At 41.4% G+C, this 26,208-nt stretch carries 23 protein-coding genes and 1 pseudogene; 4 read left to right on the top strand and 20 right to left on the bottom strand.

The annotated features are described in order from the left end of the window. Positions 1 to 56: 56 nt before the first annotated feature. The 15 genes and pseudogenes from H4J52_RS12720 to H4J52_RS12790 all read right to left on the bottom strand — a co-directional run bounded on the left by H4J52_RS12720 (position 57) and on the right by H4J52_RS12790 (position 14,977). Complete coding sequence (locus tag H4J52_RS12720) at positions 57 to 866, bottom strand: hypothetical protein (RefSeq protein WP_182224835.1); 810 nt, start codon at positions 864 to 866, stop codon at positions 57 to 59. Positions 867 to 1,168: 302 nt separating this feature from the next. Then, entirely contained in the window at positions 1,169 to 1,753 is a 585-nt protein-coding gene (locus tag H4J52_RS12725) for a hypothetical protein (protein WP_182224837.1), read from the bottom strand. Positions 1,754 to 1,781: 28 nt separating this feature from the next. After that, a complete protein-coding gene (locus H4J52_RS12730; protein ID WP_182224839.1) occupies positions 1,782 to 3,962 on the bottom strand; it encodes a hypothetical protein in 2,181 nt (726 codons plus the stop codon). Position 3,963: 1 nt separating this feature from the next. Beyond that, positions 3,964 to 4,881, bottom strand: a complete 918-nt coding sequence (locus H4J52_RS12735; protein WP_182224841.1) for a hypothetical protein — start codon at positions 4,879 to 4,881, stop codon at positions 3,964 to 3,966. After that, complete coding sequence (locus tag H4J52_RS12740; RefSeq protein ID WP_182224843.1) at positions 4,878 to 5,918, bottom strand: hypothetical protein; 1,041 nt, start codon at positions 5,916 to 5,918, stop codon at positions 4,878 to 4,880. The genes H4J52_RS12735 and H4J52_RS12740 overlap by 4 nt, the downstream gene beginning before the upstream one ends. Before the next feature lie 115 nt (positions 5,919 to 6,033). Beyond that, positions 6,034 to 8,250 carry a hypothetical protein gene (locus H4J52_RS12745; protein ID WP_182224845.1) on the bottom strand — a complete coding sequence of 739 codons (2,217 nt, stop codon included), beginning with the start codon at positions 8,248 to 8,250 and terminating at the stop codon, positions 6,034 to 6,036. 591 nt (positions 8,251 to 8,841) lie between these two features. Then, positions 8,842 to 9,057: a helix-turn-helix transcriptional regulator gene (locus H4J52_RS12750; RefSeq protein WP_182224847.1), complete on the bottom strand. Its 216-nt coding sequence runs from the start codon at positions 9,055 to 9,057 to the stop codon at positions 8,842 to 8,844. Between the two features lie 650 nt (positions 9,058 to 9,707). After that, positions 9,708 to 10,451, bottom strand: a complete 744-nt coding sequence (locus tag H4J52_RS12755) for a hypothetical protein (RefSeq protein WP_182224849.1) — start codon at positions 10,449 to 10,451, stop codon at positions 9,708 to 9,710. 44 nt (positions 10,452 to 10,495) lie between these two features. Continuing rightward, positions 10,496 to 10,750: a hypothetical protein gene (locus H4J52_RS12760; RefSeq protein WP_182224851.1), complete on the bottom strand. Its 255-nt coding sequence runs from the start codon at positions 10,748 to 10,750 to the stop codon at positions 10,496 to 10,498. A gap of 28 nt (positions 10,751 to 10,778) precedes the next feature. Continuing rightward, positions 10,779 to 11,354: a hypothetical protein gene (locus tag H4J52_RS12765; RefSeq protein WP_182224853.1), complete on the bottom strand. Its 576-nt coding sequence runs from the start codon at positions 11,352 to 11,354 to the stop codon at positions 10,779 to 10,781. A 23-nt stretch (positions 11,355 to 11,377) separates the two neighbouring features. Next, on the bottom strand, positions 11,378 to 12,445 hold the full coding sequence (locus tag H4J52_RS12770; RefSeq protein WP_182224855.1) for a hypothetical protein: 1,068 nt from the start codon (positions 12,443 to 12,445) through the stop codon (positions 11,378 to 11,380). 339 nt (positions 12,446 to 12,784) lie between these two features. Next, on the bottom strand, positions 12,785 to 13,075 hold the full coding sequence (locus H4J52_RS12775) for a helix-turn-helix transcriptional regulator (RefSeq protein ID WP_182224857.1): 291 nt from the start codon (positions 13,073 to 13,075) through the stop codon (positions 12,785 to 12,787). 346 nt (positions 13,076 to 13,421) lie between these two features. Further along, positions 13,422 to 13,660, bottom strand: a pseudogene (locus tag H4J52_RS12780) (transposase); the annotation flags it as partial. Positions 13,661 to 14,191: 531 nt separating this feature from the next. Further along, positions 14,192 to 14,647, bottom strand: a complete 456-nt coding sequence (locus H4J52_RS12785; protein WP_182224859.1) for an FAD-dependent oxidoreductase — start codon at positions 14,645 to 14,647, stop codon at positions 14,192 to 14,194. Between the two features lie 156 nt (positions 14,648 to 14,803). Then, on the bottom strand, positions 14,804 to 14,977 hold the full coding sequence (locus H4J52_RS12790; protein WP_182224861.1) for a hypothetical protein: 174 nt from the start codon (positions 14,975 to 14,977) through the stop codon (positions 14,804 to 14,806). Positions 14,978 to 15,038: 61 nt separating this feature from the next. On the opposite strand from H4J52_RS12790, the gene H4J52_RS12795 reads away from it, so the two are divergent. Beyond that, positions 15,039 to 16,136 (top strand): IS3 family transposase, encoded by a 1,098-nt coding sequence (locus H4J52_RS12795; RefSeq protein WP_182224863.1) that lies wholly within the window; start codon positions 15,039 to 15,041, stop codon positions 16,134 to 16,136. On the opposite strand, the gene H4J52_RS12800 is transcribed toward H4J52_RS12795, so the two are convergent. The 5 genes from H4J52_RS12800 to H4J52_RS12820 all read right to left on the bottom strand — a co-directional run bounded on the left by H4J52_RS12800 (position 16,129) and on the right by H4J52_RS12820 (position 22,639). After that, a complete protein-coding gene (locus tag H4J52_RS12800; protein WP_182224864.1) occupies positions 16,129 to 16,521 on the bottom strand; it encodes an NAD(P)-binding protein in 393 nt (130 codons plus the stop codon). The two genes, H4J52_RS12795 and H4J52_RS12800, sit on opposite strands and share 8 nt — an antisense overlap. Before the next feature lie 502 nt (positions 16,522 to 17,023). Further along, a complete protein-coding gene (locus H4J52_RS12805) occupies positions 17,024 to 17,884 on the bottom strand; it encodes an AraC family transcriptional regulator (RefSeq protein WP_182223581.1) in 861 nt (286 codons plus the stop codon). 788 nt (positions 17,885 to 18,672) lie between these two features. Then, positions 18,673 to 19,023 (bottom strand): DP-EP family protein, encoded by a 351-nt coding sequence (locus H4J52_RS12810; protein ID WP_182177423.1) that lies wholly within the window; start codon positions 19,021 to 19,023, stop codon positions 18,673 to 18,675. A gap of 2 nt (positions 19,024 to 19,025) precedes the next feature. Then, complete coding sequence (locus H4J52_RS12815; protein ID WP_182224866.1) at positions 19,026 to 22,322, bottom strand: winged helix-turn-helix domain-containing protein; 3,297 nt, start codon at positions 22,320 to 22,322, stop codon at positions 19,026 to 19,028. Beyond that, positions 22,322 to 22,639, bottom strand: coding sequence for a hypothetical protein (locus tag H4J52_RS12820; RefSeq protein ID WP_182224868.1), 318 nt, complete (start codon positions 22,637 to 22,639; stop codon positions 22,322 to 22,324). Before H4J52_RS12820 ends, H4J52_RS12815 begins: the two co-directional genes overlap by 1 nt. A gap of 231 nt (positions 22,640 to 22,870) precedes the next feature. Between H4J52_RS12820 and H4J52_RS12825 the strand changes: the two genes are divergently transcribed. The 3 genes from H4J52_RS12825 to H4J52_RS12835 all read left to right on the top strand — a co-directional run bounded on the left by H4J52_RS12825 (position 22,871) and on the right by H4J52_RS12835 (position 26,208). Next, positions 22,871 to 23,839: a class 1 fructose-bisphosphatase gene (locus H4J52_RS12825; protein WP_182177428.1), complete on the top strand. Its 969-nt coding sequence runs from the start codon at positions 22,871 to 22,873 to the stop codon at positions 23,837 to 23,839. A gap of 134 nt (positions 23,840 to 23,973) precedes the next feature. Continuing rightward, positions 23,974 to 25,182: a chromate efflux transporter gene (gene chrA, locus H4J52_RS12830; protein WP_182224870.1), complete on the top strand. Its 1,209-nt coding sequence runs from the start codon at positions 23,974 to 23,976 to the stop codon at positions 25,180 to 25,182. Positions 25,183 to 25,287: 105 nt separating this feature from the next. Further along, complete coding sequence (locus H4J52_RS12835; protein WP_182177432.1) at positions 25,288 to 26,208, top strand: manganese-dependent inorganic pyrophosphatase; 921 nt, start codon at positions 25,288 to 25,290, stop codon at positions 26,206 to 26,208.

The raw sequence follows: 26,208 nt of genomic DNA on the forward strand, positions 1-26,208 counted from the left end.
TCGAATAGGGTTAGTGATTGGCGAGTCAGCCGAGTGACAAATGAAAACCTTATCGGTTAAATAGGTCCTGTAATCGGGTAGACGACAATACGCTGAGGGAAGATAAAAACCCCGCCATCCTTGTTTGGCACACATTCATCACCGACTAAGACTATGCTGGCGTCCGCCACCGCATCAATGGCCATTAAGGCCTTAGAATTCATGTTGCTAGGGGTTGAATCTTCAGCTCCATTTGTGTATTTGTTGATTTTTTTTTGTTGCGAGCGCGGGGCATTCGCGTAGCCATCATTTCTTAAAATATAACCATTGACAGTCGCAGCAACAGAGGTATCGTTGATGGTCATACCGCCTGCTGTCAGTAGATGTATTTGTGCATCTTGAACATTACCTTCTTGAACGGGCCAGTCATGTAAAACTTGTTTGCACACTTTCAAACGAACGGCAGCCAAATGGTCGAGACATATATCAAGACCAAAATTTATTCCGCCACTACTGAAACTACGACTCTTGCGTACCGCCCATCGTTGATAAAAAGGGACTAGGTCGGCATACCCGCCTGGCGTATAGGCACTGGGCACCCCATCAATACCGGAGGCTATTTTTTTTTCAATAATCCGGGTTGGTTGGTTTACTGCCCCCCCCCTCACGTGTAAAGCGGTATTATAAAATAGCTTGTTAACAGCATCGGGTGCCGGTCCATTCCAGAGCACTGTGCCAGGTATGATCAGCCAATTATCAAAATCATTATGTTGAAACATGGTATCAAAGGCACTGATCACTTCAGCGGCGATAGCGGTAGGATATGTGTCACTATCATAATTAGCCCCTGTTGCCGTAGGAGGGCGAAAGTAAAATTCAGGCGCCATAAATATTTTCAGCGTATTGGCATTATCTGCCCCGAGCGCCTGAACACGATCCCATGCCCGTTTTACGACGGCAGCAAAGCGCAGCAAGCGGGCCTCTACGTCGGCACTCAGTCCTGCGGGAACCGGTATTTTTGCCACGGCTGGGCAATTAGTTCCCGGCGGAAAACCGGAAACAACACCACCACTAGCCAAATGAGTCGCGGTGGGTAATTCGTAAGCTATATATCTGAAGTGTGTGTACGGCATAGTTTATTTCTCTTTATTATTGCTGTGAAAAGGGTCAGTGGTATGGTTTGGCGAGATTAAACTTTGATCACTTTCTTTTCATAACTGTATGCAACGGACGCATTAAATGTCGATTCAACGCTGATCAGCGGCAAACGTCCGGCAACGTAAAATTCATAACGGATAGTAAAAACACCCACCGAATCGTCACCGCCAAAATACCCCTTAAACAGCTTAAGCGCCGAGGCATCAAGATTGACCAAAAAAAGCGCCCGGTTCAGTTCAAACGGTGACGGGGATGTTGCTATTTCCTGATTGAGCAAACCGTCGGCGCTGATATAGGAAAATATGGCTTTGATATCAAAACGCCCTGTCATGATCTGCGGCACTGGGGTTAATTGCGGATGCGCGGTTGCCAACATGGTTTTAATTTGTGCAAGATCGCTTTCGGGCACACTGAGCCCGGTTTCAAACGTGCAAAAACCACCCGCGTTGTCCCCGGCATATTCAACCAGTGAAAAATTGTAATTGCCACTTTCCAGATTGGTCAAGGTAGCGACAGGTGAGACAAAAAAGCTATTTTCATCAACATCTGACTGATAAGTCTGCCAGCTCTGGTTGTCTTTTGTGGTGTAAGTTTTTTTTGAGTCGATTTTCAACATAGGGTTTAACTGCCATTATTAACGGTTATTATTGTGTGAATGAAGGTAAAGTCAGGAGATTGGATGAACCTTGGGCTGTTTTTAAAGCGATGGTTTTTACCGTGCCGTCCTTGAACCAATACTTGGCTCCCCAGTAGTAGCAAACCTCCTCTTGGGGTTGATACTCGTATCCCCAGTATTGGGATGCGCGGCCAGACGGCAGTATCATGATGGTTTCGCTTGATAGTGGTGCGAGCGCGGTGCCATGGCCGATTGTGACTTCAATAAAAGACAAGCCGTGCCAATGGATGAGTGACGAATCAAGCTGGACCGAAAACCACCATGGGACGTCTGCTCCTATGTCGATGAGTGGCGTCTCAGGCCTGGTGACCGACCTCATCATGACAGGTCCTCCTGCGGTCATTATTTGGGCACTATAAGTCACCAGTTTCTGCGCCGGAGAAAAAACGCAAGGTATGCGAAGGTGCTCATTGCCGGGCCTCAATGGTACGGCTTGCCCGGCATTAACCGTTAGCATAATGGCGAGGACTTTCTCCGTGTCGCTAGCATTGAAACCACTGCCGACAAAATCAACATGGCCAAAGGTCAAGGGATTAAAAATAACCTGGGCAGATTGGTTACTAACGATATTTTCTGTCGTATAAACGGCAGCGGTTTTGCCGGATTGAAAATAAGCAACCTGGTAATGATAGTCATTATCGACAGGAACTTGTTCAACACTGCTGATCCGTCCAAGACTTGTCTGTGCATTTAGCATCAGTATTTTACTTGGGCTGGGTCTGCCATTATCGCTAAAGACAAGGGATATTTCAATTCGGTCTAACTGATCTGCTGCTTGGCCAAAATTAATATTGGATGCATCGAAGTGGACGCTTTGCAGCCCAAGGTCCGGTGTGGTTATTGTTACCTCTTGATCGGATTGAATACATGGCGGGGCTACAAACTGCGGTATGTGTCCTTTATACGTGGCTGTGTATTCAATCGTGTATTTGTCCGCTTGAGTGAGATCCCAATCGCATTCAAACAGATGAAAACTTTGCTGCCCGGTTAAAGTGAAGCTGTTTATGGCCAACCCTGTATAACTGACCTTCACGACAATATTGTCGATAATATTGACAAAATCTACATCGGCCCTGACCAATAGCTCAAAACGCTTGGTTTCGGCTGTTTTGCGATATTGACTATTTGCAAAGTCACCAAAGCCAGGCCACTGTAGCGTGGTTTTTTGACACCAGTTTACTATTTGGTTTGGTTTTTCAATTTGGCTTACAGAGTGTAGTGAAGCAAAAACATCTAATCCTGTCTCACCAGATCTTTGCTTGGCAAGCCGATAGGCCTCGGCTATTTTGTCATCTAATTGCGCTATCGCCCAAGCGTTGATCCGGTCAAGCATTTTGCTGTCAATGGCCACGCCCTTTGTCGATTTAACGGTCACGGAACATGCAGCGGATAATCTCAACAGACTGCGTAAAATGAAGTCGTCATCATCGCTGTAACGCTGGATATTGGCGATTAACGCACTGGTATCATTGATAGTTTTAGTCAATGTTTCACTGTAATGGGTAAACTCCTGAGTCAGGCTTTCAAGCAAGCCCCAGGTATCGTGTAAAAGCTGTTTAACAGACAGTTGGCTGTTGGTGAACTTCTTTGCACAAGAAGCCGCTTTTACTGCATTGAAACTGGCGCTCACCTCCACGGCGGGCAGGCGTCCCGGCGCAGCAAACTCGTAGTTGACCGTGACAAAACCGGTTGTCTTGTTGCCAGAGAAGTAACGGTTGAAAAAGGCCATAGCCCGGGCATCAAGGTTCACCAGAAACACGGCGTTATTTTGTCCGTAAGACATTGCAGACGTTTCCACTTTATTTGCTACCTGACCATTATTGTCGGCGTAAATAAGCGATGCTTTGGCATCTGCAGCCTTTAGTGCGATGGCGCAGGGTTTTAGCGTTGCATAGTGTTGCTGCAAGAATACAGTGATCTGCGCCATCTCCTTTGCACAAACACCCAGGCATGTTTCAAAAAGGCAGTAACCGCCACTGTCAACGCCGGGGTACTCTACCAGTGAAAAATTATAGTCTCCTGTCGCCAAGGTCACTAATTGCACCTTAGGCACGACGAAAAAATCATTTTCATTGAGTTCTGACTGATAAATCTGCCAGATTTCACCATTGTCAGCGCGATAGCTGATCTCACTATTTATATTTAACAAATCATTGTCTCCTGGTTATTTTCGTTAATCTGTCGGCTCTGATAGCCTGAAGGACCTCGCTAGTCCAGTAGATTGTTCCATTCTGATGGCTGCAAATGGGCAAGTTATCAAGCTGCTTTTTCCTCAGGCAGGCCAGCAGCCAAGCTTGCTGACTTAGAAAATGAAATGCTGGTTGTAAATCTCCGCCCATGGCAACGGCATTTTCAAGGGCAAAATAGAGTTCAACAGCATCGGGATAATAGGGGCACAAGGAGGCAATAAACGTCTCGCATCCATCAGAGTTAACGATAGCATCATTGATCATTTGACACGTTTGCTGGTAGCCAGCAAGGTCTTTTAATCCACAGTGCGCCAGCAGGGCGATGATGTTGGTATTGACACAGCAATCGACTGGGTTAGGGGTTTCAAGGTAATCCAACCAAGTCAGAAAAACCCCTTGTTTTCGCCAGTCGTCGCGCGTCAGGTTTGAATCGAAGAAGCGATGTTGTTCGAGCACCTTTTGAGCCAAATTTGATGCCACTTCAATGTTTTGACGATGATAAAGCTGCAATTCAAGAGAAATGATCGCGCTGTCATCGGCATCTTCGGCAATGCAAAATGAACCCAACCATGAAGGGTGGTCAGCTTTGGGCCAAAAACGATACATTCCGGCAAAGCGGCTGGATTGACAGCGCGCCAAGAATGCCAGGGCTCGTTCAAATACGTCCGGTAAGGTGTGCATCAGTGACAAATGGCGACTGTGCCTGAGCACCAGGGCCGTAACAAAAGCGTTCTCGTCTTCGCAACAGCTAGCGTCGGGAAAATGTACCAAGGACCTGAATGCGCCGCTGGCAAGCTGACTATTGCGGATCAGCGCCAATAGTTCTTTGTTGGCGGGGGCGGATTTGACAGAAATTTGTGTTGTGCTCTGGCTTTTCATTGGTTGCTGGCCTGTTGTGGTTTTGGCGCAATTTTATGCGGTCGCAAGCCTGTGTAAATAGTCGTGTTGGCATTGCTATCTAGGGCAATACCGAAAAGCCCATGGTTGCTTGTTTCGCTTTTGTTCAGACCTCCTTGCGCGGTGAATTGGTCGTAGTAATCCATGTTGCAATTCATTTTGTCGCAAAGTGACAAAATGGCCTCTCGGGCATGTCGGTCCGAGCCGAACATGGATGAAGCAAATGTATACAAGGAAAACGCCTTATGCTTTGTTGCCGGTGAAAAAGCATAACTAAACCCCATCTCGCGGCTGGGTAACTTTCGGTAAATAGCGCTTTGATAAGCGCCTTGCAACTGTTCAACAAGCGAGTCCCGTTGTTGCTCCATGCCAACAGGCTTCAAAATTTCATCTATTTCCCATGGTGCCATATCGACAATACTAAAATAACACTCGATATCTTTGCTTTTCAACGAGTAACCGATAATTTCCAGTTTTATTTTATTGTGTTGTGCGATCGGCTTGCGGTAAAGGTCGATATCGAACGGCAACTGGCGGTTAAGCCACTCGACGGCCATGCTATCGCCGCCTTCTGGTACTTCAATATAAAGCTTATATTCATCGGCGTCGCTGCAATGTTGCCCGCCGACCCAACATCCATACGACAGTTTGCCGCACTGTTGCATCGTTGAAAAAAAATCCAAATCCTGCTCGGTCAACGTATCGGGTTGCAGCTGTGACAAAAGCTCCAATGCATAAGGCAACACTTGCTGTGGAACCACCTCGGCGGCAGCAACATCGACAGTATACTGAATGCCGCGTTGATTGGTTTTAAAGGTAAATTCAACCGGAAAACCACCCGCAAGCGAGCTGAATTTCCAGGCGTCTTGGTGGGCATTTTTACTGAGATTCTTTTGCAGCAGGGTGGCCAGAGAATGGCTGGCCCTGTCGATAATCCCGGGAAAATGTACTTCACTTATGTCTAGCCACCGTTTCAAAGTAGCAGGTAAATTGTTGCTTTTGTCGGCAGTATTATTCATATTGCATACCTGTTTTTTAACTAGAGCCGGTTGGGCACGGGAATGTCAATAGTGGCATTCCCGCGCCTAACCGGATAAAGCCGTGTTGTTACTGTGATACTCTTGTCAATATTTTCTAGCCAACATTTTCAGGTACTGCAGGTATAGTGAAAATGTTAACTGTTTGATCCGAATACGTCACTTTTACAGGAGGACGATTGGTATACGAATAGGTAACCTCGCAATAATATGATGGCGAATCAGTAGCATCATGGGAGTAATACCAATATTGCTTGATTGGTACGCCTGACTTGAATTGCTTTGCCCTAAGTGGGCCACTAGCGGTTTCAGCGACATCAAACTGAACCTGAGCCAGACCATCTTCTTCGAACTTCAGTAATGATGGATCTACTGTCACCGAGAAATAACGTTTACCATCATAAAGTGGCAAGAATGTATCAGAAGTGACAAATGAAGGGATCAATATGGGTCCCTTTTGAGTGACCATGTTTCCACTAACGTTATATGGCTGGTTGCTTGGATTCAATGTCGTCGTTGTGAATATGGAAGTAAGAGATTTACTATCCGTTGGTCTCATTTCCGCTTGACCGACAAACTTTTCTTGGCCATCGCCTTGGACTTCGTTTACTTTTGCGTTAAATAACAGCACTTCGCTGTCTTCGGTCGGTAAATACATCAAGGTATACTGAACCTGTGCTATCGCCGATTGTAGGTAAATAATGTTGTCGCGACTCACTGTACTGTCGGCAGCTGGGGTATCGCCCATAACGATATTGGCGTTGGAGTCTACCGGATCGGAAACAAGCTCGGTGCCGTCTGTCATACGGAATTTAGACGTGTAAATATAGCCGTTGTAGATAGGTTTTGTGGTTTTACTGACAAAATTGTAGGTCAAGTCATGTTGGTACACTGGATGGCCATCTGCATCTTTCTCTGCCGTTGGAAATCCAAATAATATGTTTTGCATCAAGGGGTTGTTTTGGCCAGAGAGATCTTTGTAGAAGAAGTCAACCTCCAGTCCATGTACCGCGGTTTCGCCGTTTGCATCTTCTTTGTTCATAAATGGAATTTGGCTGGTATTGAACTCTACATTGAGAATGCCGACATCAGGGGCACTGATAGTGATCGTCGAATCCTTTTGATTACTGCGCTCAACCTTAAGCTGTGTGTTGTCGTTGTAGGTAACTAGATATGACCAGTTATATTCAAGATTGCCTCCTTCGGCAATAGGCGACTCGAACATGTGCGAAGCGTTTGTCGGGGTCAGTACGACACTGTTGTTAGGTGCGTTGAGCGTCGGATAATCAACATTCACTGTTATTGACTTGACCTTATCGGCATTGGGTAACTTGCGATCATCAACATTCATGCTAACCAGCAGGGTAAAGTGGCGTAGATCGACAGTACTGAACAATGTACTCCAGGGAGCGCTATCGTTCACGGGTGAAGGCAATTGGGAAACCGGGTTGATATGCCACGGAATAACCTGGTTCTCCTGAAACTTGCGGTGAAATGAATAAAACCAGGTTGCTGGCGATTTATCTGCTTTTAATCGTTGCCCTTCCTCGACCATTTTGGTGATCTGCGCATCTAATTGAGCTTGGCCCCATACTTTCATCGCATCCATGACATCTTCCGACGGTGCAGGTGCACCCGGAGTAACCACCACAAAGTTTTTGCCTTTGGGCATGTTTTGGGTAACGGTGTCGGTTATATCGTGGGTATTTTTCTTCCAGGTATTATGGGTTACCTTATCTTGGTAATCTCTGACAATAGAGGCGTCAAAATTAATTTCAACGGTGACTGCTGGGGTGACACCGTTGACTTTTTCAAAATATTGTACTGGCCAGCCTTTTTCACCTTTTTTCGAGTAGGTGGCGACAAAGTTTTTCATTTCTTCTGGTCCGAACTGGCACAGGAAAGACGCACGGTTTTCTCCCAAAGCAGAGCTAATGGCTTGTACATTCAGGTTTTTGCTTGGATCCGTGGGGCTGGGGTAGCTAAAGACAGCCGTACCGCCATCGAGGTATTGTAACTGAGATATATTCGGATTCGAACTCAGGCCTTGTTTCTTAATATCGCTAATGATTAGGTTGATAACGTTATTGGGGACTGCAAGCTCAACGGTGAATGTGCAATACCCTGAACCATTGTATGAATCCGACGTATTATACTGAACCGCTTTGAATATGGGCAGTTTGGTGTCTGGGTCGACAGAAATTATTATTTGGGGTTCAATATAAAACTGGTTTGGGTCCTGATAATCGGGATAGTAGCTGTATTGTAAATCACCGTCCCCGGTATAAGTGTACGATTTGCTTAAATCAAGCATGTTTTTCTCCAAGTTATTGTTGTTTATTAATGTGTTAAATTGCTAAGCCTATCATCGGCTCAAATGCATTGGTGTTGCTAGTTGTGGTATTGGTGCAACAGAGCGGTGCCAATGAATCAAATACGCTTCAGCTGATTAACTGATAACAAAAGTGATTTTGTCAATTTACTTTTGAGCTGTATCTCATTCGAACGATCACTCGCCCAAAATCAACAAGAAATTCTTTTCAGTAAATGATTATATAATCCTGAAAATTAATAAACCTTTGCCTTACCCCCTAAAACCTTTGTTTGGTGCATGAATACTCCTAAGATAAAACAAAAAATTAACAAGACACCTATGTTAACTAGCAGCAAAAAAATTCGACTTATTACGATGGGTATCTTTCTAATTTCTTAGAAATTCTTTTCAGTTAATGATGGTATAATCCTGAAAATTAATAAACCTTTGCCTTATCCCCTAAAACCTTTGTTGGGTGCACGAACACTCCTAAGATAAAGATTGCCTGTAATGCCTAGGCGATAATTTATACCCACGCTTGAATGCGGTTGAAAAATTATTAGAATCAGGATAATCCACGTGGTCACCCACCTAAAAAACACTCAAAACAATTGTTTTTAATGGCTTTTTGGCCAAAGTCATGCGTTTTTCATGCAGCCAGGCGAACACGGTTAAGCCATAACGGGTTTTAAAAGCATCATTGAATTGATTCCGATGAGTGCCCATTTTAACAATCAGCTCACCAAGTTTGATATCTTCACCAAGCTGAGTTTGCAGATATGCAGCGGTATTTTTGACCAAGGCCATGGTTTTTGCTTAATTAAGGGGGCCGCTTTTAAGCGATCTTTGCTTGGTAAGGTAAAGCATGCAAAGGGCTTGCGCAGCTTCAAAATAATTGATGGCATGGGCTGTCCTGAAGGTTAATTCCTGAGGGATTAACGGACAGCTAAAGTGGTCAAATACACAAAAGTACGCAAAAAGTACGCACGGCGGTGTAACCCGCATTAAAAAAGTATTGCATTGTTATCGGTATTGCTGATTTAAACCGGGATATAACACAGTTTTTGAGTGTAAAACTAAGTTATTTATCTGTCTAAAATTAACAATACACCTATGGTAACAAGTACCCTAAGAAATAGTTTTCCGACTTATTACGGTAGGTGACTTTGTAATAATCCGCCAACGAGCATATAAGACCATCAATTTAAACGTAAACTCAGCGACCTAATAAAAGAGCTGATAAAAGAGCTGATAAAATCACATGTTGAGGTCATAGCGCATCAATAGCTTTACCCTTTTTTGAATAGTTTTGATGATCAAATGACTTGACCCCTTTTTGCTTTTCTGATTTTCTGATTTTCCTAAAATGCTGCAGAATGTCGGGGCCATCTGTCGTTATTTTATGAGCAGTGGCAAAGTGACACGTATTATGATGTTTGCCTATTTAACGACTTAGACTAAAATGCGCAAAGTGCCACACCGCTGACAAAACCACCCAGTATTTGCAACCACTCAGGAACCAAGCTAACTTTGGGAGGAGCTTTTAATAAATTGATATAACTTGTATTAATGCTTTCATACATACTGAATGCTTTATAGTAACCTTCTGACCACGCTTGGGCTTTTTCTCGCTCCAAATCTAATTTTTCATTGGTTAATGTTAATATGCTGGCAGTTAACGCACTTATTTGGTCTTTTAACACCACCTCTTCATCACAGGCAACAGCATTATTTTTTGTTTGTGTCATCAATTTTGAAACATCAATGGGCATGGCTAAAAACTTATTATGAAATATACGACCACTGGAGGTTGTTTCTGGTAAAAGAATAATCTTTACATTCTTGTCAGTAAGCTCGTAGGCGTGTTTAAAATCATTCGCTATGGTTTGCTCATCTGTTTCCACTGCTATTTTTTGATTGGCGACATTTAAATCGTCCTTTAAAGTGGCAATATCTGCGACGTATTGACTTATTTCTGTCTTTTTATCAGAAATTTCTGCAGCTAATATTTCTTGTTCTTTGGTTAAAACAACCACGTTTGCCTTTAATTCAACCGTTTCAGTTTGCGCTTTATCTAACGCCTCTTGTGCTTTATTTATTTTATCTTGGGCACCGTGCCAGGCTTTATAGTAACTTACGCCACCGACTATCAGCACTAAAAGTAGTACGCCCATTACAACCGTTTTTATTGTGTCTAGCATAAGTTTTCTCAGTCTCTATGACTTGTGATATGTGCTTTTAGCCTTTAGGGACAAGTCGTAAAGTTGTTCTCAGACAAGGTCACATTTCTTAAGTCGCAGCAATCTTGTAAATTAAGGCGATTACCGCCAGCTAGTAGATTAAATGCTACGGTATTTCCACCGTCATGCTCTGGTGCTATCAAATCTACACATGTATTCGTATTCTCTTGTAAGCAACGCAGCATTGCTTGGATTTTAACGCATATTGCAGGCTCTAACTTTGCCGCAATAATAAAATTTTGTTCAAGTGTATTAGCCATAGTTAGGGCTACTTTTTACCAATTTTTGTTATGCATCTAAGGCGCGTAATGTGTCAACCATATTATTAGCACGATCTTTTACCTGTCTGGCCCACTTAGAATCTAAATGCTCGTCCGCAGCATCGTTATAGCTAAAATCACCATTTTTTTCTACGGCAGATGCCAGTTTAAGCAAGCCGCTTTTAAACTTTGAATACCCATTAGCACCAATGTTAAAACACATTTCTGTCATAAAACGCTGAACAACATAATTTCCGTCAATATTCATACCGTGAGCAGCAGCTAAATTCTTCGCTGCACTTAAATGAATGGCAATATCATCTGCAAGTTGTTTGATTACATCTTTATCGTTAACACCTGCACGGCTATTATAGGCTTCACTATTCGTTATTAAGTGGCCAATACCCACAGTCTCTAACCCTTCTGTGTCCAAATAAGCGGGCCATAAATCATTGGCTTTACATTCCACGAAATTACAGCCTTCAGCAATTTTTACTTGACCAGATTCTATATATTGATAAATAAGTTGTTTCGTACCTTCATGCTTTATTATTGATGCCAGTAGTGCATCATCATCTTTGAATATCCAACGTTCCTGTGCCATGTGTGTCCTTTTATTCGCTCTTGTTAGCGGGGAGCGGGGGAGTTATCGAGTTTTTTTTCATCCTGTGATGGATCACTGATTGATGCTGTAATATCACTTAATGGCATCACGTTCCTCAGTATATTGTTTATCGCAGCTGAAATGGCTTTGGGATCACCACTATTGACCTGCTGCTGAAGGCAGATCAAGTCTCCTACACTTTTCATCTCTTTGTCTAGCCTGTTTATCTCTTTTGTAACTTGATTATTCACCAATGTTTTTGTACTGCCACGAAACAGCGACTCGAAGGTTTCGACTAGTCGATTTAATATAGTGTAAGCAAGGTCAGCAGAAAAGCCACCGAGTATAGCGAGTAATGGCCGGACAATTCCATCTTCAAGGAATTTACCTTCGGCGTTGGCGGCATCGAATGCCTCTTCTGATATGAGTACGGCCAGTATCAGCCCCGAAATCAAACCTAGGAAAAACCGTATCCAATACGAAGCTTGGTAGGTTGGGTCAAAGGTACCATTGGTAATATAACTATTGGCTTTATAAAGTGCATTAAATGAGGCTCCCAGCCCCGCAGCCGAGAGATAAAAAAGCAAATTGAGTAGGAGTTTCGAACCATCGGATTTGAGTATATTCCCTCCTGATGAATTAACTTCAGGAAAGAGCGCCAAGCCAATAAACATTATAAGTGAGATTAAACCAGCAATCATTAATTGACGTATCAGTGATACTGGCCCAAGAAAGCTAAGCCTTACTTTATGTTTTTTCTCTTGGTCGAGCAACAATACTGTGCGAGGTTTTGCTGGTTCAATGGTTCGGGTTAATGCTTCATGGGCTTTTACCAAAGGTTCAATGGGAAGATCTAAGCGGACACCATCAACGTAACCATCATTATATTCATCTATTTGATAGCGTTCCAGTGTACTAATTGCACTGGTTGGAATGTTAGAGCCATTAGTTAGCGCATATTGAGCCATTGCGTGTGCTTCTTGATAAAGCTGTTGACGGAGCTCGACTTTAGCCATAAAACTGATGGGTCTGGTGCTGGCTGTTGGAGCACTTTCTGGTTGAATATCGGGATCACTGTCAGTACTGTTCATTCCGAATTTTCCTATTACAATCCAATATTATTGATTAAAAACTAGAATCACTCATCAGCCAGAGCGCCAATACTTTTAAAAAAATCAACAGATTACTCATTACCACCAGCCTACCCAAAGAGATTTTTCAGTTTATTACTATGGGATACTTTCTAATTTCTTACTCGTATCTAATCAAAATCACTATATAACCCTAAAAATTAATAAACCTTTGCCTCATCCCCTGATACCTTTGTTTGGTGCACAAATTATCCTAAGATAAGGATTGTCTGTAACGTCTTGGCGATAATTTATACTCACGCTTGAATGCGGTTGAGATATTATTAAAATCTGGATAACTCACTTGCCCAGCAACATGCGTTTTTTAAGCAGCCAGGTAAACACGATTAGGCCATAACTGGTTTTAAAAGCATCATTGAGTTTATTACGATTAGTGCGCATTTTAACAATCAGCTCACTGAGTTTGATATCTTCATCAAGTTTGGATTGCAGATATGCAGCGGTATTTTTGGCCAAGGCCATCGCTTTTGCTTGATTAAGGTAAAGACGTACAAAGGTGCTTGCGCAGCTTAAAAATAATTGATGGCATGGGTTATTCTGAGATTTAATTCCTGAGGGATTAACGGACAACTGATATAGTCAAATACCCCAGAGTATAAATCTCATGCTTATTACGTTTGTTAACATCAACAAGGGATAACACTGGGCGGTGTAAACTAGATTGATAAAATATCGAATTTTGCCCATCTTTGACTGACTTGAGCACCGTTTGGTCATGGCTTTTGGCATCAACAATGGTCAGGCAACTCTTACTTATCTTTTCATTGTCGATTTTTAAGATGCGGCTTTTATTGTTGCCTTCATTGCTGATTTCAATCGGTAATTAACAAAGACACCCATGATAACGAACCTCCCAAAATTAATTTTCAACTTATCACTATGGGTACCTTTCTAATTGTCAGCGAGCAGCGTTGTCTTTGTCGATATGCACGACCACATGAGTATGATTACTCATTACCGCATAGGCACTAATATCAATAGCAAACACTGAAGTCAACATGATCAGTCGGTCTTCTACCCAACTCCGGCGATGCTAGTAACTTTGATCGGAATAGGTATCCACACCATATAAAAATGAAAGACGTATACACGCGGCACGCAGTGATAATAAGGCGTATCCAGTAAACTGACTTGGCTAAGACGAGCTTGAGGCATAAAACACCCATTTGATTAAAAATAATATAGAGCTCTAAGAATGTAGTGTTGTATAAAATTTAGTCAGGGTGTCTTGGTAAATTGGGGTACGTATATTTTTGTACATAAAAAAACCTTCGATAAATCGAAGGACTTCTTATTTGGAGCGGTTAATGAGACTAGAGCTCACGACCTACAGCATGGCAAGCTGTCGCTCTAGCCAACTGAACTACAGCCGTCTGAGTGTTTTTGGGCACTTCTGGCTTAGGCGGCACATATTGCGGAGGTTTTCATATTGTCCAGTGCTCGTTTTTAAACTATTGTAAATGTCTACAGTAACTGTACCTGAGGTTCTCATATCTAGATGGCAAGCAAACCTGTAGCTATACTCATTGCCTCCTTGCCCGCCTCTTGGCCCTCCCAATAGGCTGCCTGCAATGTTCCATAGGCCTTTTCATTAAGAGCCTCTCCAGCAAAGCATATTCGTCCCAAAGGCTTGCTCAGTTGAGCACGGGCATTCAGAGCGGTGGTGCTGGCCTGACCGCCACCGATTTAGGCCGTATACGAGTAGGCGCCAGCCACAAGAGGATCTGCGTTCCAATTGGTGGCAATCTTTGTTGAGCGCAGTGCTATAGTTGTATCTTCATAGGCCTCTGTAAGCGCTGCTTTAAACGCCCGATACACATCACTATCAGGCATCGCATCAAGCTGCTCTGCAAAGTCACCGGACATGTGGGCAATTAATACATTTTTTGGATAATCGCTGTGGCGATAAAATTGCCACATTTCTTCAGGGGTATTGTTGTTGCCGTCATTATATAAATAATAATTGGTATTCTCTTGTATCTCAGGTGGCATATGAGCCAACTCAACTGCGATTTTTTTATACGACCCCATACGCAATGCCTTTAAAGCTTTTGTGTATATAGCTGGTAAAGCAGGTTTAAAAGCAATACTACCGGCTGCAAGTACGCCAACTGATACCGTGACGATACAGGCATCTACCATAGTTTTTATGCTGCCCCCCCTTCGTAATCACCTTTACTGCATCATCGGTATAATGAATACTCTCTACGGCTGTATTTAGATACTGGTGAAAGCGTGAGCCGTACTGCGTCTGAATGCGAGCACCATATGCGGCTACAACTTTACCCAGACCTTCTTTTACAAACATATACCAGAGCCCTGTTCTTCCCGTGCTCTATCTGCGGCTATATATTGCCACGGTTCGGCCGCTTCGGTAAACGGACCATAAGTAGACAGTGCCAAGCCAAACCATTCATCTTGTGACTGTAATGATGGTTTTACCATAACCCGTGCATTGGGATGTAGTGGCATAGTTAATTTGGCCACCTAACTAGAGGTGTTATTATACACCTCATCAAACCTTAGGTACACTATGACAAAAAGAACAAAACCCAATTTTACACCAGAATTCAGACTTGAATGTGCTCAATTAGTCGTTGATAAAGGCCACTCTGTACTTGAAACGGCAAAAGCAATGAATGTAGGTAAATCATCACCAGATCAACTTGAAATTCGACAGCTTAAAAAGCGTATTGCTCGTATTGAAGAAGAAAAGGAAATCCTAAAAAAGGCTGTGGTGATATCAAGTGGTCAGTGCAACATAATCAAAGCCCTTAAAGGGAGTCATGCTGTTAAACGTTGCTGTGATGTGTTTAATATTCATCGCAGCAGCTATAAATATTGGGCAAAGCAAGTGAGACGTATTAAACCTGAAAAGGTTAAAGCACTTGCCATGGTAAAAAACATTTACGCTGAAAGTAACAGCTCTGCTGGTGCTCGAACTATCTCGGTTATTGCCACAACAAGAGGCTTGGCTATGAGTCGCTATGTTGCTACTCGTTTGATGAAAGAGCAAGGCTTAGTCAGTTGTCAGCTGCCTAGTCATAAATATAAGAAAGCAACGCAGCCTCATGTAGCGATACCTAACACACTTGAACGCCAGTTTGCCGTATGTCAGCCTGATCAAGTTTGGTGTGGTGATATAACGTTTATTTGGACGGGAAATCGCTGGGCTTACCTGGCTGTTGTGATGGACTTATTTGCCCGAAAGCTAGTGGGTTGGGCAATGTCATATTCACCAGATACAAAACTAGCCGCGAAAGCTTTATCGATGGCATTTGAGTCAAGAGGACGACCAAAAGGCGTTATGTTCCATTCAGATCAAGGTAGCACCTATACGAGCAGAAACTATCGACAACTATTATGGCGCTATCAGATTGAACAAAGTATGAGTCGACGAGGAAATTGTTGGGATAATAGCCCGATGGAGCGATTCTTTAGAAGTTTAAAAACAGAGTGGATACCGACAACAGGTTATGGCTCATTTATTGAGGCTGAAAGCTCAGTTGTTAACTACATCATTGGATATTACAGCAAAGTTAGGCCTCACAGTTATAACGGAGGATTAACACCTAATGAGTCAGAGAAAAGATACTGGCTTGAATACAAATCCGTGGCCAGTTTTACTTGACCACTACAGGATAGGCTTTATTTGATTCATAGTCTTTGGTAATATCTGTATTCACTGCATTGACATCAGGATCACTGGTGGTGCAGATAGTTTCAAATCCATGTCCACGATCGACACGCATCTCATATCCATCGACATCTTCTTGTAACGTGAACCCAAGATTTTCCGCTATTGTTTTCCATGGATTATTTTCTGGATCCTGCAGGTACACCGGACCCATATCAAATGCCAAACCTTTTATACTGTAAGCATCTGTATGCGCCCTAACGCCATAGTAACTTTTTGCCTCAAAGAGGTGGACCTGAGCCTCGCTATCACTCGATAAAATCTGATAAGCCGCAGCGATACCCGCCGCACCACCACCAATAATTGCATATTTTTTCATAAGAAAGTCCTTGTTTTTATAATTATTTTAATAGAGCCTAGCGAGCAACGATAAGCGTCTGTTGCCAACCAAAGCATGCTGGAGATAGGTCACGTGACCCGCATTAATTTCTTGCACGGGGACCACTGTTAAAATCGGGTGATCACCTCAGACCTCTTCAGATCGTGTATTTACAATGTTTTTAGTGTCTCATTGGGTATACTCCACCGCTTGGTTCCCCGGAGTATTAATATTGTTTGTCACACCAAGGGACCAGAGTTCCCGCGTATATCAATGATCCAAGGCCATCATTACCGAATACTCACTTGCACCAGCTACAGGCGTTAAACTAAAAATTAACAAGACCCCATGATAACGAACATCCAAAAAAAATTTCAATTTATTACTATGGATGTCTTTCTAATTTCTTATTCATTTCTTCTTACAGAACGACTATATAACCCTCAAAATTAATAAACCTTTGCCTAATCCCCTAATACCTTGGTTGGGTGCACAAATGATCCTAAGATAAGGATTGTCTGTAATGCCTCGGCGATAATTTATACTCACGCTTGAATGCGGTTGAAAAATTATTAGAGTCTGGATAACCCACGTGGTCACCCACCTGCAAAATACTCAAAGTGGTTGTTTTTAATAATTTTTGAGCCAATGACATGCGTTTTTCATGTAGCCAGGCGAACACGGTTAAGCCATAACTGGTTTTAAAAGCATCATTAAGTTTATTGCGATTAGTGCCCATTTTAACAATCAACTCGCTGAGCTTGATATCTTCACCAAGCTTGGTTTGCAGATATGCAGCGGTATTTTTGGCCAATGCCACGGTTTTTTGCCTAATTAATGGTGAAGCCGCTTTTGGGCGACCCTTTCTGGGTAAGGCAAGGGTGTACAAAGCTGCTTGCGAAGTTTCAAAATAATTGATGGCATGGCTTATTCTGAGCGTTAATTCCTGAGGGATTAACGGACAGCTGATATAGTCAAATACTCCAAGAGTATACAGTTCATGCTTATTACATTTGTTAACATCAACAAGTGATAAAACAGGGCGGTGTAACCTAGATTGAGAAAATATCGTATTTTGTGCTTCGTTAACTGACTTGAGCACCTTTTGGTCATGACTTTCGTCATCAACAATGATCAGGCAGCTATTGCTGATTTTTAAGATGCGGCTTTCGTTGCTGTCTGCATTGGTTATTTCAACCGGGATATAACCCAGTGTTTTTAGTATGTAACTAAGTTGTTGTTTATCTGGCGAACAAATTTTAACCAGCAAAACATGTTTTTTTTCATAGCTAACTTGCTTGCTATTAGTGTGTTTATCAAAAGGTGCTGAAATATTGTCAAGGCTATGTAAAGGTTCATCCATGTGTTTTTCCTAACCAATCTGTTGTGTGTTTTTGTCATCCATTTATTGTTAAATAATTTAGTAAAAAAATCGCAAAACTACCTTCCGGTAACCTTCTGATTTTCAGGCTATTGATTTTATTGTGTTTATTTTATTTTATTTGTAGAGGTGTTGGCTATCTAAAGATTTAATTTTCAAGTATTAAGGTTAAGTGCCAAAATTAATGTCTCTTATTGGTCAACAAAGAAAGCGCAATAAACAAGCATTCAAACACCAGCGAAAAGCAGCGTAATGAGTGGAAGTTAAAGTTCATAGAACCCGTTGAAGAGTTGTTAAATTGTGTAGATTCTTAAGACGAAAGTAGCCACTAACAAAGAGTGTGTTAGCAACATCTTTAATAAAAGCTATTTAAGTAAAAATATAATTAAATTAACAAGACACTCATGACAAGAAGTAACCCAAAAAATAGTTTTGCGATGTATGACTATGGGTGTCTTTCTAATTGTTCTAATAGATGTGTGGCAGAATAAATCATTAAAAAAAACGCTGGCACTGGACGATCAGCGTTTGGATTTTGTAAACTAGAAATAGGTATCAACAGCGTGGCTGGCGCATCACAAAAAATGACCGACGAACACACCGTGATACACAATGGTAATGCGGGTATCCGTCAAACAAATTAAACTGGCTCGTTTCTGAGTCATCTAGCCTCCAAAAATCGATTGTTACCAATCGCTTAACTAAAAGCTAGTCCAATTCACTATATATTTAAATTACATTGGGTGACTCTGAAAACTCATAAACGGATCTTAGTCTGGTTTATTTACAATTCTGGGGTCTGGACTAGCGTAAGTATTTCCGTATGTATCTTGTACCACAAGTTGTACCGCAATCTCTTCTTGATCTAGATCGGTATCACTTAGTGTCAGAATTTGTTTATCTTCAGATAAATTTGCAGTAATGTCGCGAGGTGCATCTATAGGTACATAGGCAACTAGAGGTGCTGCAAATGACAACCCTGTACTGTCTGAGTCACTTAATGTAAAAACTACATCTGTTGATTCAGTAATATTAATCTTGCCGTCTGGCAAATAACTAAACGAAGCAATTCCATTCGTTATATTGACGGTAACAGTGATATTTTTGCTTGCTTTACTCATTTTCAATTTTCCTTATTTTGGGTTGAAGGTTTGGTTATTCTGAAATCGCTCACTTTTATTCTCATTTCTTCTAAATATGCTAATTCTGTCTTGACTTTATTTCGTTCCCCAATGCAGTCATGCGCTTGAATATAAGGTAATAAATATTCAACACTGCGACTTTTTTTTACTAAGGGGTCTAGAAGTTCAATGACTTGTTTGCATGTTTTAGACAGATCAAACATATTATTGTCATTAATAAGATGAGAGGCCTCTAGTAGTTTTAAATGTGAAAAGGCTAAAGTCTCTCTAGCATCGCTTATATTCGATGGATTTTTAAATTCTAAGTTTTGTAGGGAGTGTTGAATTAAATTAGAACTTGCCTTCCAGTTACCAACAGTTTGATAGTATTTGATAACTGCTACAAGGGTATTTGGATCTTGAATTTTTCTAATGTTTTTTGGACTCATTTTGGTTAAAAATTCATCATTTTCAGGTATTCCTATTTTCTTAGAAAATAATAATTTTGATAATTTTATTTTGAGTAAATCCTTATTCCATACTTCATTTCCTGGATCCTGCATCAATACTTTTTGTAAGGTTTTAAATGCTTTAGATATGTAAATATATGCTTGTGAATAAGCATTTTGATAATCTAAAAGTATAGCTTGCCTCCAATGTAAATAAGCTAAACGTTCTAACAGGTTTGCATTATTCCCTTCTAATGCTAGAGCCTCTTGTATTATCCCTTGACCTTCTTCTAGCAACAAAAGTGTTGCCTCTAAGTTACCTCTATGTTGCTCAGTGGTCGCTAGCCATAATAGAGCATCGACTTTGTCTGAATGCATTACACTATCATTGGGATATTTTATTAGGAGTTGGTTTGTTTTACTCAATGATGATTGGAATGCTGTTTTAGCTACATCATAGCGTTGTTGTCTTAAATAGAGTGTCCCTATTACGCTTAATGCATTATATAACTCAATCTTTCCATCCATATTTTCTGGCTCTAACCGATTCATTTCCATACTGTAATCACGGTACAACTCAAACGACGGCTGAGCACTATCAAAATCACTTTTGTCATACGCCAACTGCCCCAACCAAAATGCATTGGCACCTAAAGTCTTTAATAACTCTAAATTATCATCCTGTTCTATATACAGCTTATCTAGTATGATTTTCGCAGAACTAAAAGCCTGCACCGCCTCATCAGTTTTAGCTCGAGAATACGCCACCTCCCCCATAGCCCCTAAAGTTTGCGCATGTTGAAACCTTGCTTTAAAGTTAAGTGAGCTGTTAGACAATGAAAACAAACCACTATCGTCGTAATCGTCCTCTTGCTGACTAAAATACTCCAAGGCCTTATTACTAATGCCATCGAGCAAATCCATACGTTTAACACTGCGCAATTTGTCCGCAAATTCACCAACCATAAAACCCAATAGACTTTCGGCTTCTAAACGCTTTTGCAGTGCTAGGCCCTCAGCTTGTTGGCTTTTTACGCTCATAAATATAGCGGTAAAGGTTAATAAACATAATAAGGTGATGGTTGAGCGAGTTAACCAGCGTTTAGTTTTAACTTTTTGTTGTGAGGCTTTTAGCAGATCCAGTTCATCGGCATCTAAAGTAAAAACTGGCATATTTTGCAGGCTAAGAGCTTCTTCTAAGGGTTTTCCTTGTGGTAATAAGTAAGCCGAACTTTTGTCTTCCTTAAGCCAACGTTCAGTTAATTGCTGCAAGCGAATTTTAATCGTAAGACTGTCTTTGTGAGCAGAGATCCATTCACTGGCCCTGGGCCAACGTCTTAATAATGCTTCGTGCGCTAAACTAAAACAAGGTTCGTTATTTTGCAGGTGAGACACAAATAAACGGCTATTAACCATTGCTTGGACAAAAGAGGTTTCACTGGTCTGGGATAATTCTGACCAACGCGCCGTGCGACTCGTAATCGTTTCGCCGTCTGGGCTTAATGTAACAAGGCGTGATAACACTGCGGCTAATTGTGATTGATGCTCGGCGGGTAATTGTTGATAAATTTCCTCCGCTTTTTTACCAATTGCCCCTTCAATGCCCCCTAGCGTTTTATATACTGACACCTGCAATTCATCGGATTCACTACGCTGCAAATATAATTCTTGTAAGGTATATTGCAACATGGGCAAGGTGTCTGGGTTATTGGACGCTTCAGCACATAACATTTGGTCAAGGGGGGTCGCTGAATCGGCATCGACTGACCATGTTAAGTTAGCGGCTTTCGCTGGTAATCTGATCATTTGCATCAGTTCAGCGTGGGTCGGGGCAAGTAAGTCAAAATGTCCACCGTTCCCTTTATTTGCCATTAGGCTGGGGTGATTCACCACCAAAGGATAAAAATCGTTTCGACAAGCGCTGATGACAATAATGGCACCGCTGGTGGCGAGTTTTTCAATTAATATTAAAAAAGCAACTCGTTCATCATCACTAAAAACAGGTGACGACAACAGCACTTCAAGCCGGTCGATAAATAATAAAAACTGCGATTTGCTATAACGTTGCTGTGTTTTTTTAAGTGCTTGAATACATTGTTCAATTGAAGTATTGCTGTCTTTTTGCAGCTGTTGGGCCAAGTTTTCGGCACTCATACCTGCAAATACTGGCTGGTCGTTTACGTCCCAGTCGAGCATGGCAGAGGCTAAATCTATGAACAGTCGTTCAAGGCTGATGTCGGCAAAATCAATACTGGTGTGTGATATCACGCCAATACCGTTATACCCATTTTTGCTGGTTAACGCTGGCAATAAACCGGCATTCACTAAAGATGATTTGCCTGTGCCACTGGGGCCTAATATTAAGCAAAAAGTATGTTGGGCACTGATTTGGTTTGATAGTCGTTCTAAAAGGGTTGAAATCTGAGTGTTACGGCCAAAAAATACTTGAGCGTCTTTGCCTTCAAAGGCCACTAGACCCGGAAACGGTGAGGCTCCCTGCCAGTTTTTTTGTTCCGCTTTTAGCTCGTCATCAAGGGGGAAATCTAGCTTGGCAATAATGTGATAGCCGCGTTTGCGGATGGTCTCAATATAAGTCGGTGTACTGGCTTTATCACCTAGAGCTTTACGCAATTGGGTAATGGCTTTGTGTACTGGGTTGTCGCCAATATCCATCCCCCAACATTGGGTCGCGATATTATCAGCACTTAATACTTGCCCTTGCTGCGCGCATAAAAGTAGTAATACATCCATTGCCTTGGGCTCAAGCTGTTTAATAAGCTCGCCACGGCGCAAAGTATTGGTACTTGGATTAACTTGCCAATCTCCGAGAAAAAAAAGTGAAGTGTCCATCAACACACACCATTTCTCTCGTTATAACGAACATCCATCGGGTCTGTATCAGCTCGGTTATAAGTATTGAGCTGATGAAGAAAAATTTTCTTGCCCCATTTTTCAAAGCGAACTAATCGTTTATCTCCCCGTTGGCCTCGGTCAAGTCCAATATTCTGAGCACCAAGCCCTTGTGAAAAAGCACTTTGGAATAAAAAGTCTTGCTGATAATCTTTCGCTTTGACAAAGTCACTATAACTTTGAGTGCCTGCGCTAAGCGCGGCTATTGAAAACGTACTACAGATAAATATTAAAAAGACACGAAGTGTGAATTTCATCGTTTTTTCCTATTTTATTTTTAGTTCTATAAATATTTATTCAAGTCATTCCATTATTTTTGTTATCATTGGCACAAAGGTAAAGGTTAAACGATTTCATCGCTACCTTCCATAATAAAATAATAAATTAAAAATGCAGCTGCTATTATTTGCTATGTAACGGCACTAAGTAGCCAACAATTTTATGACTCAATATATCAGAGTCTTACTCTAAATCAATTAGGTAACCCGATGCAACGACTAGCACCAGCTTTACGCCAAGATAATGTTCCACTCGATTTAATTTCGCTGATTAAAACAATTTTAGCGGCAACTAAAGAAATTTCATTTCGTGTTAGCCAAGGCCATTTAAGTGACTTAATGGGGTCAACGTTGGATGAAAACATTCAAGGTGAAGTTCAAAAAGAATTAGATGTTGTTGCAAATGAACTACTAAAAGATATTTTACTGGAGTCTGGTTTTGTTAAAGCGATCTCTTCTGAAGAGGAAGATACCTCAGTTGCTGGTGAAAAAGACGGGAAATACCTTGTTTCTTTCGACCCACTTGATGGTAGCTCTAATATTGAGATTAACTCATTAATTGGGACTATTTTCTCTATCCATGAAGCGCCAAGCGATATGGATGCTAGTGATCCGGATATGTTTAAGCAAGCAGGTAATAAGCAGATTTGTGCCGGCTATGTATTGTATGGTCCATCGACGATGTTGGTAATGACAACAGGCAGCGGAACTCACTTTTACGTGCTAGATCGCACCCACGGTGGTTTCTTATTAGTTGAACGTAATGTTCAAGTGCCTACCGACACACAAGAGTTTGCCGTTAACATGTCTAATCAACGCTTTTGGCAAGCACCAATGCAGAATTACATTAGTGACTTACTCGCTGGCGATACCGGCCCGCGAGGAAAAAACTTCAACATGCGCTGGATTGCAGCAATGGTAGGCGACATTCATCGCGTATTAACACGCGGTGGGCTTTTTACTTATCCACAAGACAGTAAAAACCCGAAACAACCTCACAAGCTGCGATTAATGTATGAAGCCAACCCAATGAGTTTTCTCATTGAACAAGCCGGCGGACTAGCAATGACCAGCGAAGGCCGCATTATGGATATGCAGCCAAACAGCATACATCAGCGTGTCGAAGTTATTATGGGTTCTAAAAACGAAGTAGAAGCGTGTTTAGCTTATTACAAGTAACTAACACTTTTCGTTTACCAATATAAAAAAAAGCTCAATTCATTGAGCTTTTTTTTATTATTAAATTTAATATCCCCTTCATATTTTTACGATACAATAACTAATATAACTGGCTTGCTTTTAACGAAATTTTTATGAAAAAAACATTTGAAGTATTTTGGCGTTTTTTAGTCTTAGGTTGTATCAGTTTTGGTGGACCTGCTGCGCATATTGGCTACTTTCAAAAAATATTTGTTGAGAAGCTTAAATGGTTAGATCAAACAAGCTTTGCAAACTTGATCTCGTTAAGTCAGTTTTTACCCGGTCCTGGCTCTAGCCAATTAGGTTTTGCTATTGGCCTAAGACAAGCTGGACTATTAGGCGGTATTGCCGCATTTTTGGGCTTTACACTCCCCTCATTTACACTGCTTTATTTACTTGCTATAAATATTACTGGTGCTGAACAACCCTGGGTTGGTCACGTAATTCATGGCTTAAAATTATTAGCGGTTGTTGTTGTTGCTGATGCTTGTTTTACGATGTTTAAAAGCTTTTGTAATAATTACACGCATAAGTTAATTGCGACTATAACAGCGATTGCTTTAATTGCTTTACCGAGTTTAACGACGCAAATGTTCATACTTATCATCGCCGCAGGCTTTGGTTTTTTCGTCAATCAGTCATTAACATCGGTTAGCTCTGAAGTTGCTAAACCTGCAGTACTCACCTCAAGACAGTTTAAAATACTGCCATTGACTTTGTTCTTCGTCATTCTTTTTGCTTTACCATTATCAATCTATGCTGGGGTGACTAAAGCCCCCTCTGAACTTATTATATTATTTAATCAGTTCTACCAAGCAGGCAGTATGGTCTTTGGTGGCGGGCACGTGGTATTACCGTTATTGCAGCAAACAATTGGTGAAGCGTTATCTAACGATGTTTTTCTTAGCGGTTATGCGGCGGCACAAGCAGTGCCTGGCCCAATGTTTACCCTCGCGACTTTTCTAGGTGCTGAGCTTTTTACACAAAATCCATTATTAGGTGCTGCAGTCGCCACTTTAGCTGTTTTCTTACCCGGATTTTTATTACTGTTAACCTTTGAGAACTCTTGGCATTCCTTAGCAAAAAAACCGAGAATAGCCAGTGCAGTGATGGCCGTAAACGCCGCGGTCGTTGGGTTATTATTTTCTGCACTTTATCATCCTATTTTTAGTAGTGCTGTTAGCTCAGTGGTAGAATGTAGTTGTGTACTATTGGGATTTTATTTACTAAGAATAATCAAACTCCCTATTATTGTTTTAGTACTCACCTTTGTTGGTTTAGGTTTATTACTCGCTCAGTTAGCCCATTTGAATATAATTTAGTGCCTTAATGTAAGCTTTAACTTTTCACTCGCGGTGTTTATTTGCTAAAATATTGTCAATTTAAAACATTGCCTCAATATAACACGCTAAAACGAGAATTTTTTTATGCCTAATTACGCTGTTGGACACAAAACTCCTGATTCAGACTCGATCTGTTCAGCCATTGCCCTTTCCTATTTAAAAACAACTCTAGGTGAAGAAACCCTACCAGCCCGATTAGGAGAGCTTTCACCAGAAACAATGTTTATTTTAGACAAGTTTGGTTTTGAGCAACCTGAATTAAAAACAAGTTTTGCTGGTGAAGGTATTTACATTGTTGATCATTCAGACCGTATTCAAGGACCTGATGATATCGATGAAGCAACAATATTAGGTATTATTGACCATCACAAATTAGGTGACATTACCACTTCTACACCTCTAGAAATTTGGGTTCGCCCTGTTGGTTGTACCAATACCATCATTAAAATGATGTACGATTTTTACGATGTAGAAATTCCAAAAGATATTGCTGGTGCAATGATGTGCGCTATTTTATCAGATACCGTTATTTTTAAATCACCCACCTGTACCACTGCTGATATCAAGTGTGTTGAAGCATTAGCTGAAATTGCTGGCATCAGCGACGCTAAAGCCCTAGGTATGGAAATGTTTGAAGTTAAATCAGCCGTATTAGGCACACCAGTACGCGACTTAGTTTTACGTGATTTTAAAGATTTTAATATGCATGGTAACTTAGTGGGTATTGGTCAATTAGAAGTACTCGACTTAGCAATTTTTGATGATATGAAGCTTGAACTGTTTGCTGACATTGCAAAATTAAAAGCCGAAGGTAAGCGCCATACTGTTTTATTATTACTTACTGATATCATGAAAGAAGGCTCTGAAATGTTAGTGATCAGCGACAATGCTGACTTAACTGAAAAAGCCTATGGCAAACCACTTGTTGACGGTAAAGTTTGGTTAGATGGTGTACTAAGCCGTAAAAAACAAGTGGTACCACCACTACAAGACTCTTTAGTTTAA

Origin of the sequence: Colwellia sp. MB02u-14, from assembly GCF_014076915.1 — a bacterium.
Lineage (GTDB): Bacteria > Pseudomonadota > Gammaproteobacteria > Enterobacterales > Alteromonadaceae > Colwellia_A.

Bases quoted from the DNA above. Each gene is read 5' to 3' on its own strand.
- H4J52_RS12720 (WP_182224835.1), bottom strand. From the start codon at position 866: ATGGCGCCTGAATTTTACTTTCGCCCTCCTACGGCAACAGGGGCTAAT.
- H4J52_RS12725 (WP_182224837.1), bottom strand. From the start codon at position 1,753: ATGTTGAAAATCGACTCAAAAAAAACTTACACCACAAAAGACAACCAG.
- H4J52_RS12735 (WP_182224841.1), bottom strand. From the start codon at position 4,881: ATGAAAAGCCAGAGCACAACACAAATTTCTGTCAAATCCGCCCCCGCC.
- H4J52_RS12740 (WP_182224843.1), bottom strand. From the start codon at position 5,918: ATGAATAATACTGCCGACAAAAGCAACAATTTACCTGCTACTTTGAAA.
- H4J52_RS12745 (WP_182224845.1), bottom strand. From the start codon at position 8,250: ATGCTTGATTTAAGCAAATCGTACACTTATACCGGGGACGGTGATTTA.
- H4J52_RS12750 (WP_182224847.1), bottom strand. From the start codon at position 9,057: ATGGCCTTGGTCAAAAATACCGCTGCATATCTGCAAACTCAGCTTGGT.
- H4J52_RS12755 (WP_182224849.1), bottom strand. From the start codon at position 10,451: ATGCTAGACACAATAAAAACGGTTGTAATGGGCGTACTACTTTTAGTG.
- H4J52_RS12760 (WP_182224851.1), bottom strand. From the start codon at position 10,750: ATGGCTAATACACTTGAACAAAATTTTATTATTGCGGCAAAGTTAGAG.
- H4J52_RS12765 (WP_182224853.1), bottom strand. From the start codon at position 11,354: ATGGCACAGGAACGTTGGATATTCAAAGATGATGATGCACTACTGGCA.
- H4J52_RS12770 (WP_182224855.1), bottom strand. From the start codon at position 12,445: ATGAACAGTACTGACAGTGATCCCGATATTCAACCAGAAAGTGCTCCA.
- H4J52_RS12785 (WP_182224859.1), bottom strand. From the start codon at position 14,647: ATGGTAGATGCCTGTATCGTCACGGTATCAGTTGGCGTACTTGCAGCC.
- H4J52_RS12790 (WP_182224861.1), bottom strand. From the start codon at position 14,977: ATGCCACTACATCCCAATGCACGGGTTATGGTAAAACCATCATTACAG.
- H4J52_RS12795 (WP_182224863.1), top strand. From the start codon at position 15,039: ATGACAAAAAGAACAAAACCCAATTTTACACCAGAATTCAGACTTGAA.
- H4J52_RS12800 (WP_182224864.1), bottom strand. From the start codon at position 16,521: ATGAAAAAATATGCAATTATTGGTGGTGGTGCGGCGGGTATCGCTGCG.
- H4J52_RS12805 (WP_182223581.1), bottom strand. From the start codon at position 17,884: ATGGATGAACCTTTACATAGCCTTGACAATATTTCAGCACCTTTTGAT.
- H4J52_RS12810 (WP_182177423.1), bottom strand. From the start codon at position 19,023: ATGAGTAAAGCAAGCAAAAATATCACTGTTACCGTCAATATAACGAAT.
- H4J52_RS12815 (WP_182224866.1), bottom strand. From the start codon at position 22,322: ATGGACACTTCACTTTTTTTTCTCGGAGATTGGCAAGTTAATCCAAGT.
- H4J52_RS12820 (WP_182224868.1), bottom strand. From the start codon at position 22,639: ATGAAATTCACACTTCGTGTCTTTTTAATATTTATCTGTAGTACGTTT.
- H4J52_RS12825 (WP_182177428.1), top strand. From the start codon at position 22,871: ATGCAACGACTAGCACCAGCTTTACGCCAAGATAATGTTCCACTCGAT.
- chrA (WP_182224870.1), top strand. From the start codon at position 23,974: ATGAAAAAAACATTTGAAGTATTTTGGCGTTTTTTAGTCTTAGGTTGT.
- H4J52_RS12835 (WP_182177432.1), top strand. From the start codon at position 25,288: ATGCCTAATTACGCTGTTGGACACAAAACTCCTGATTCAGACTCGATC.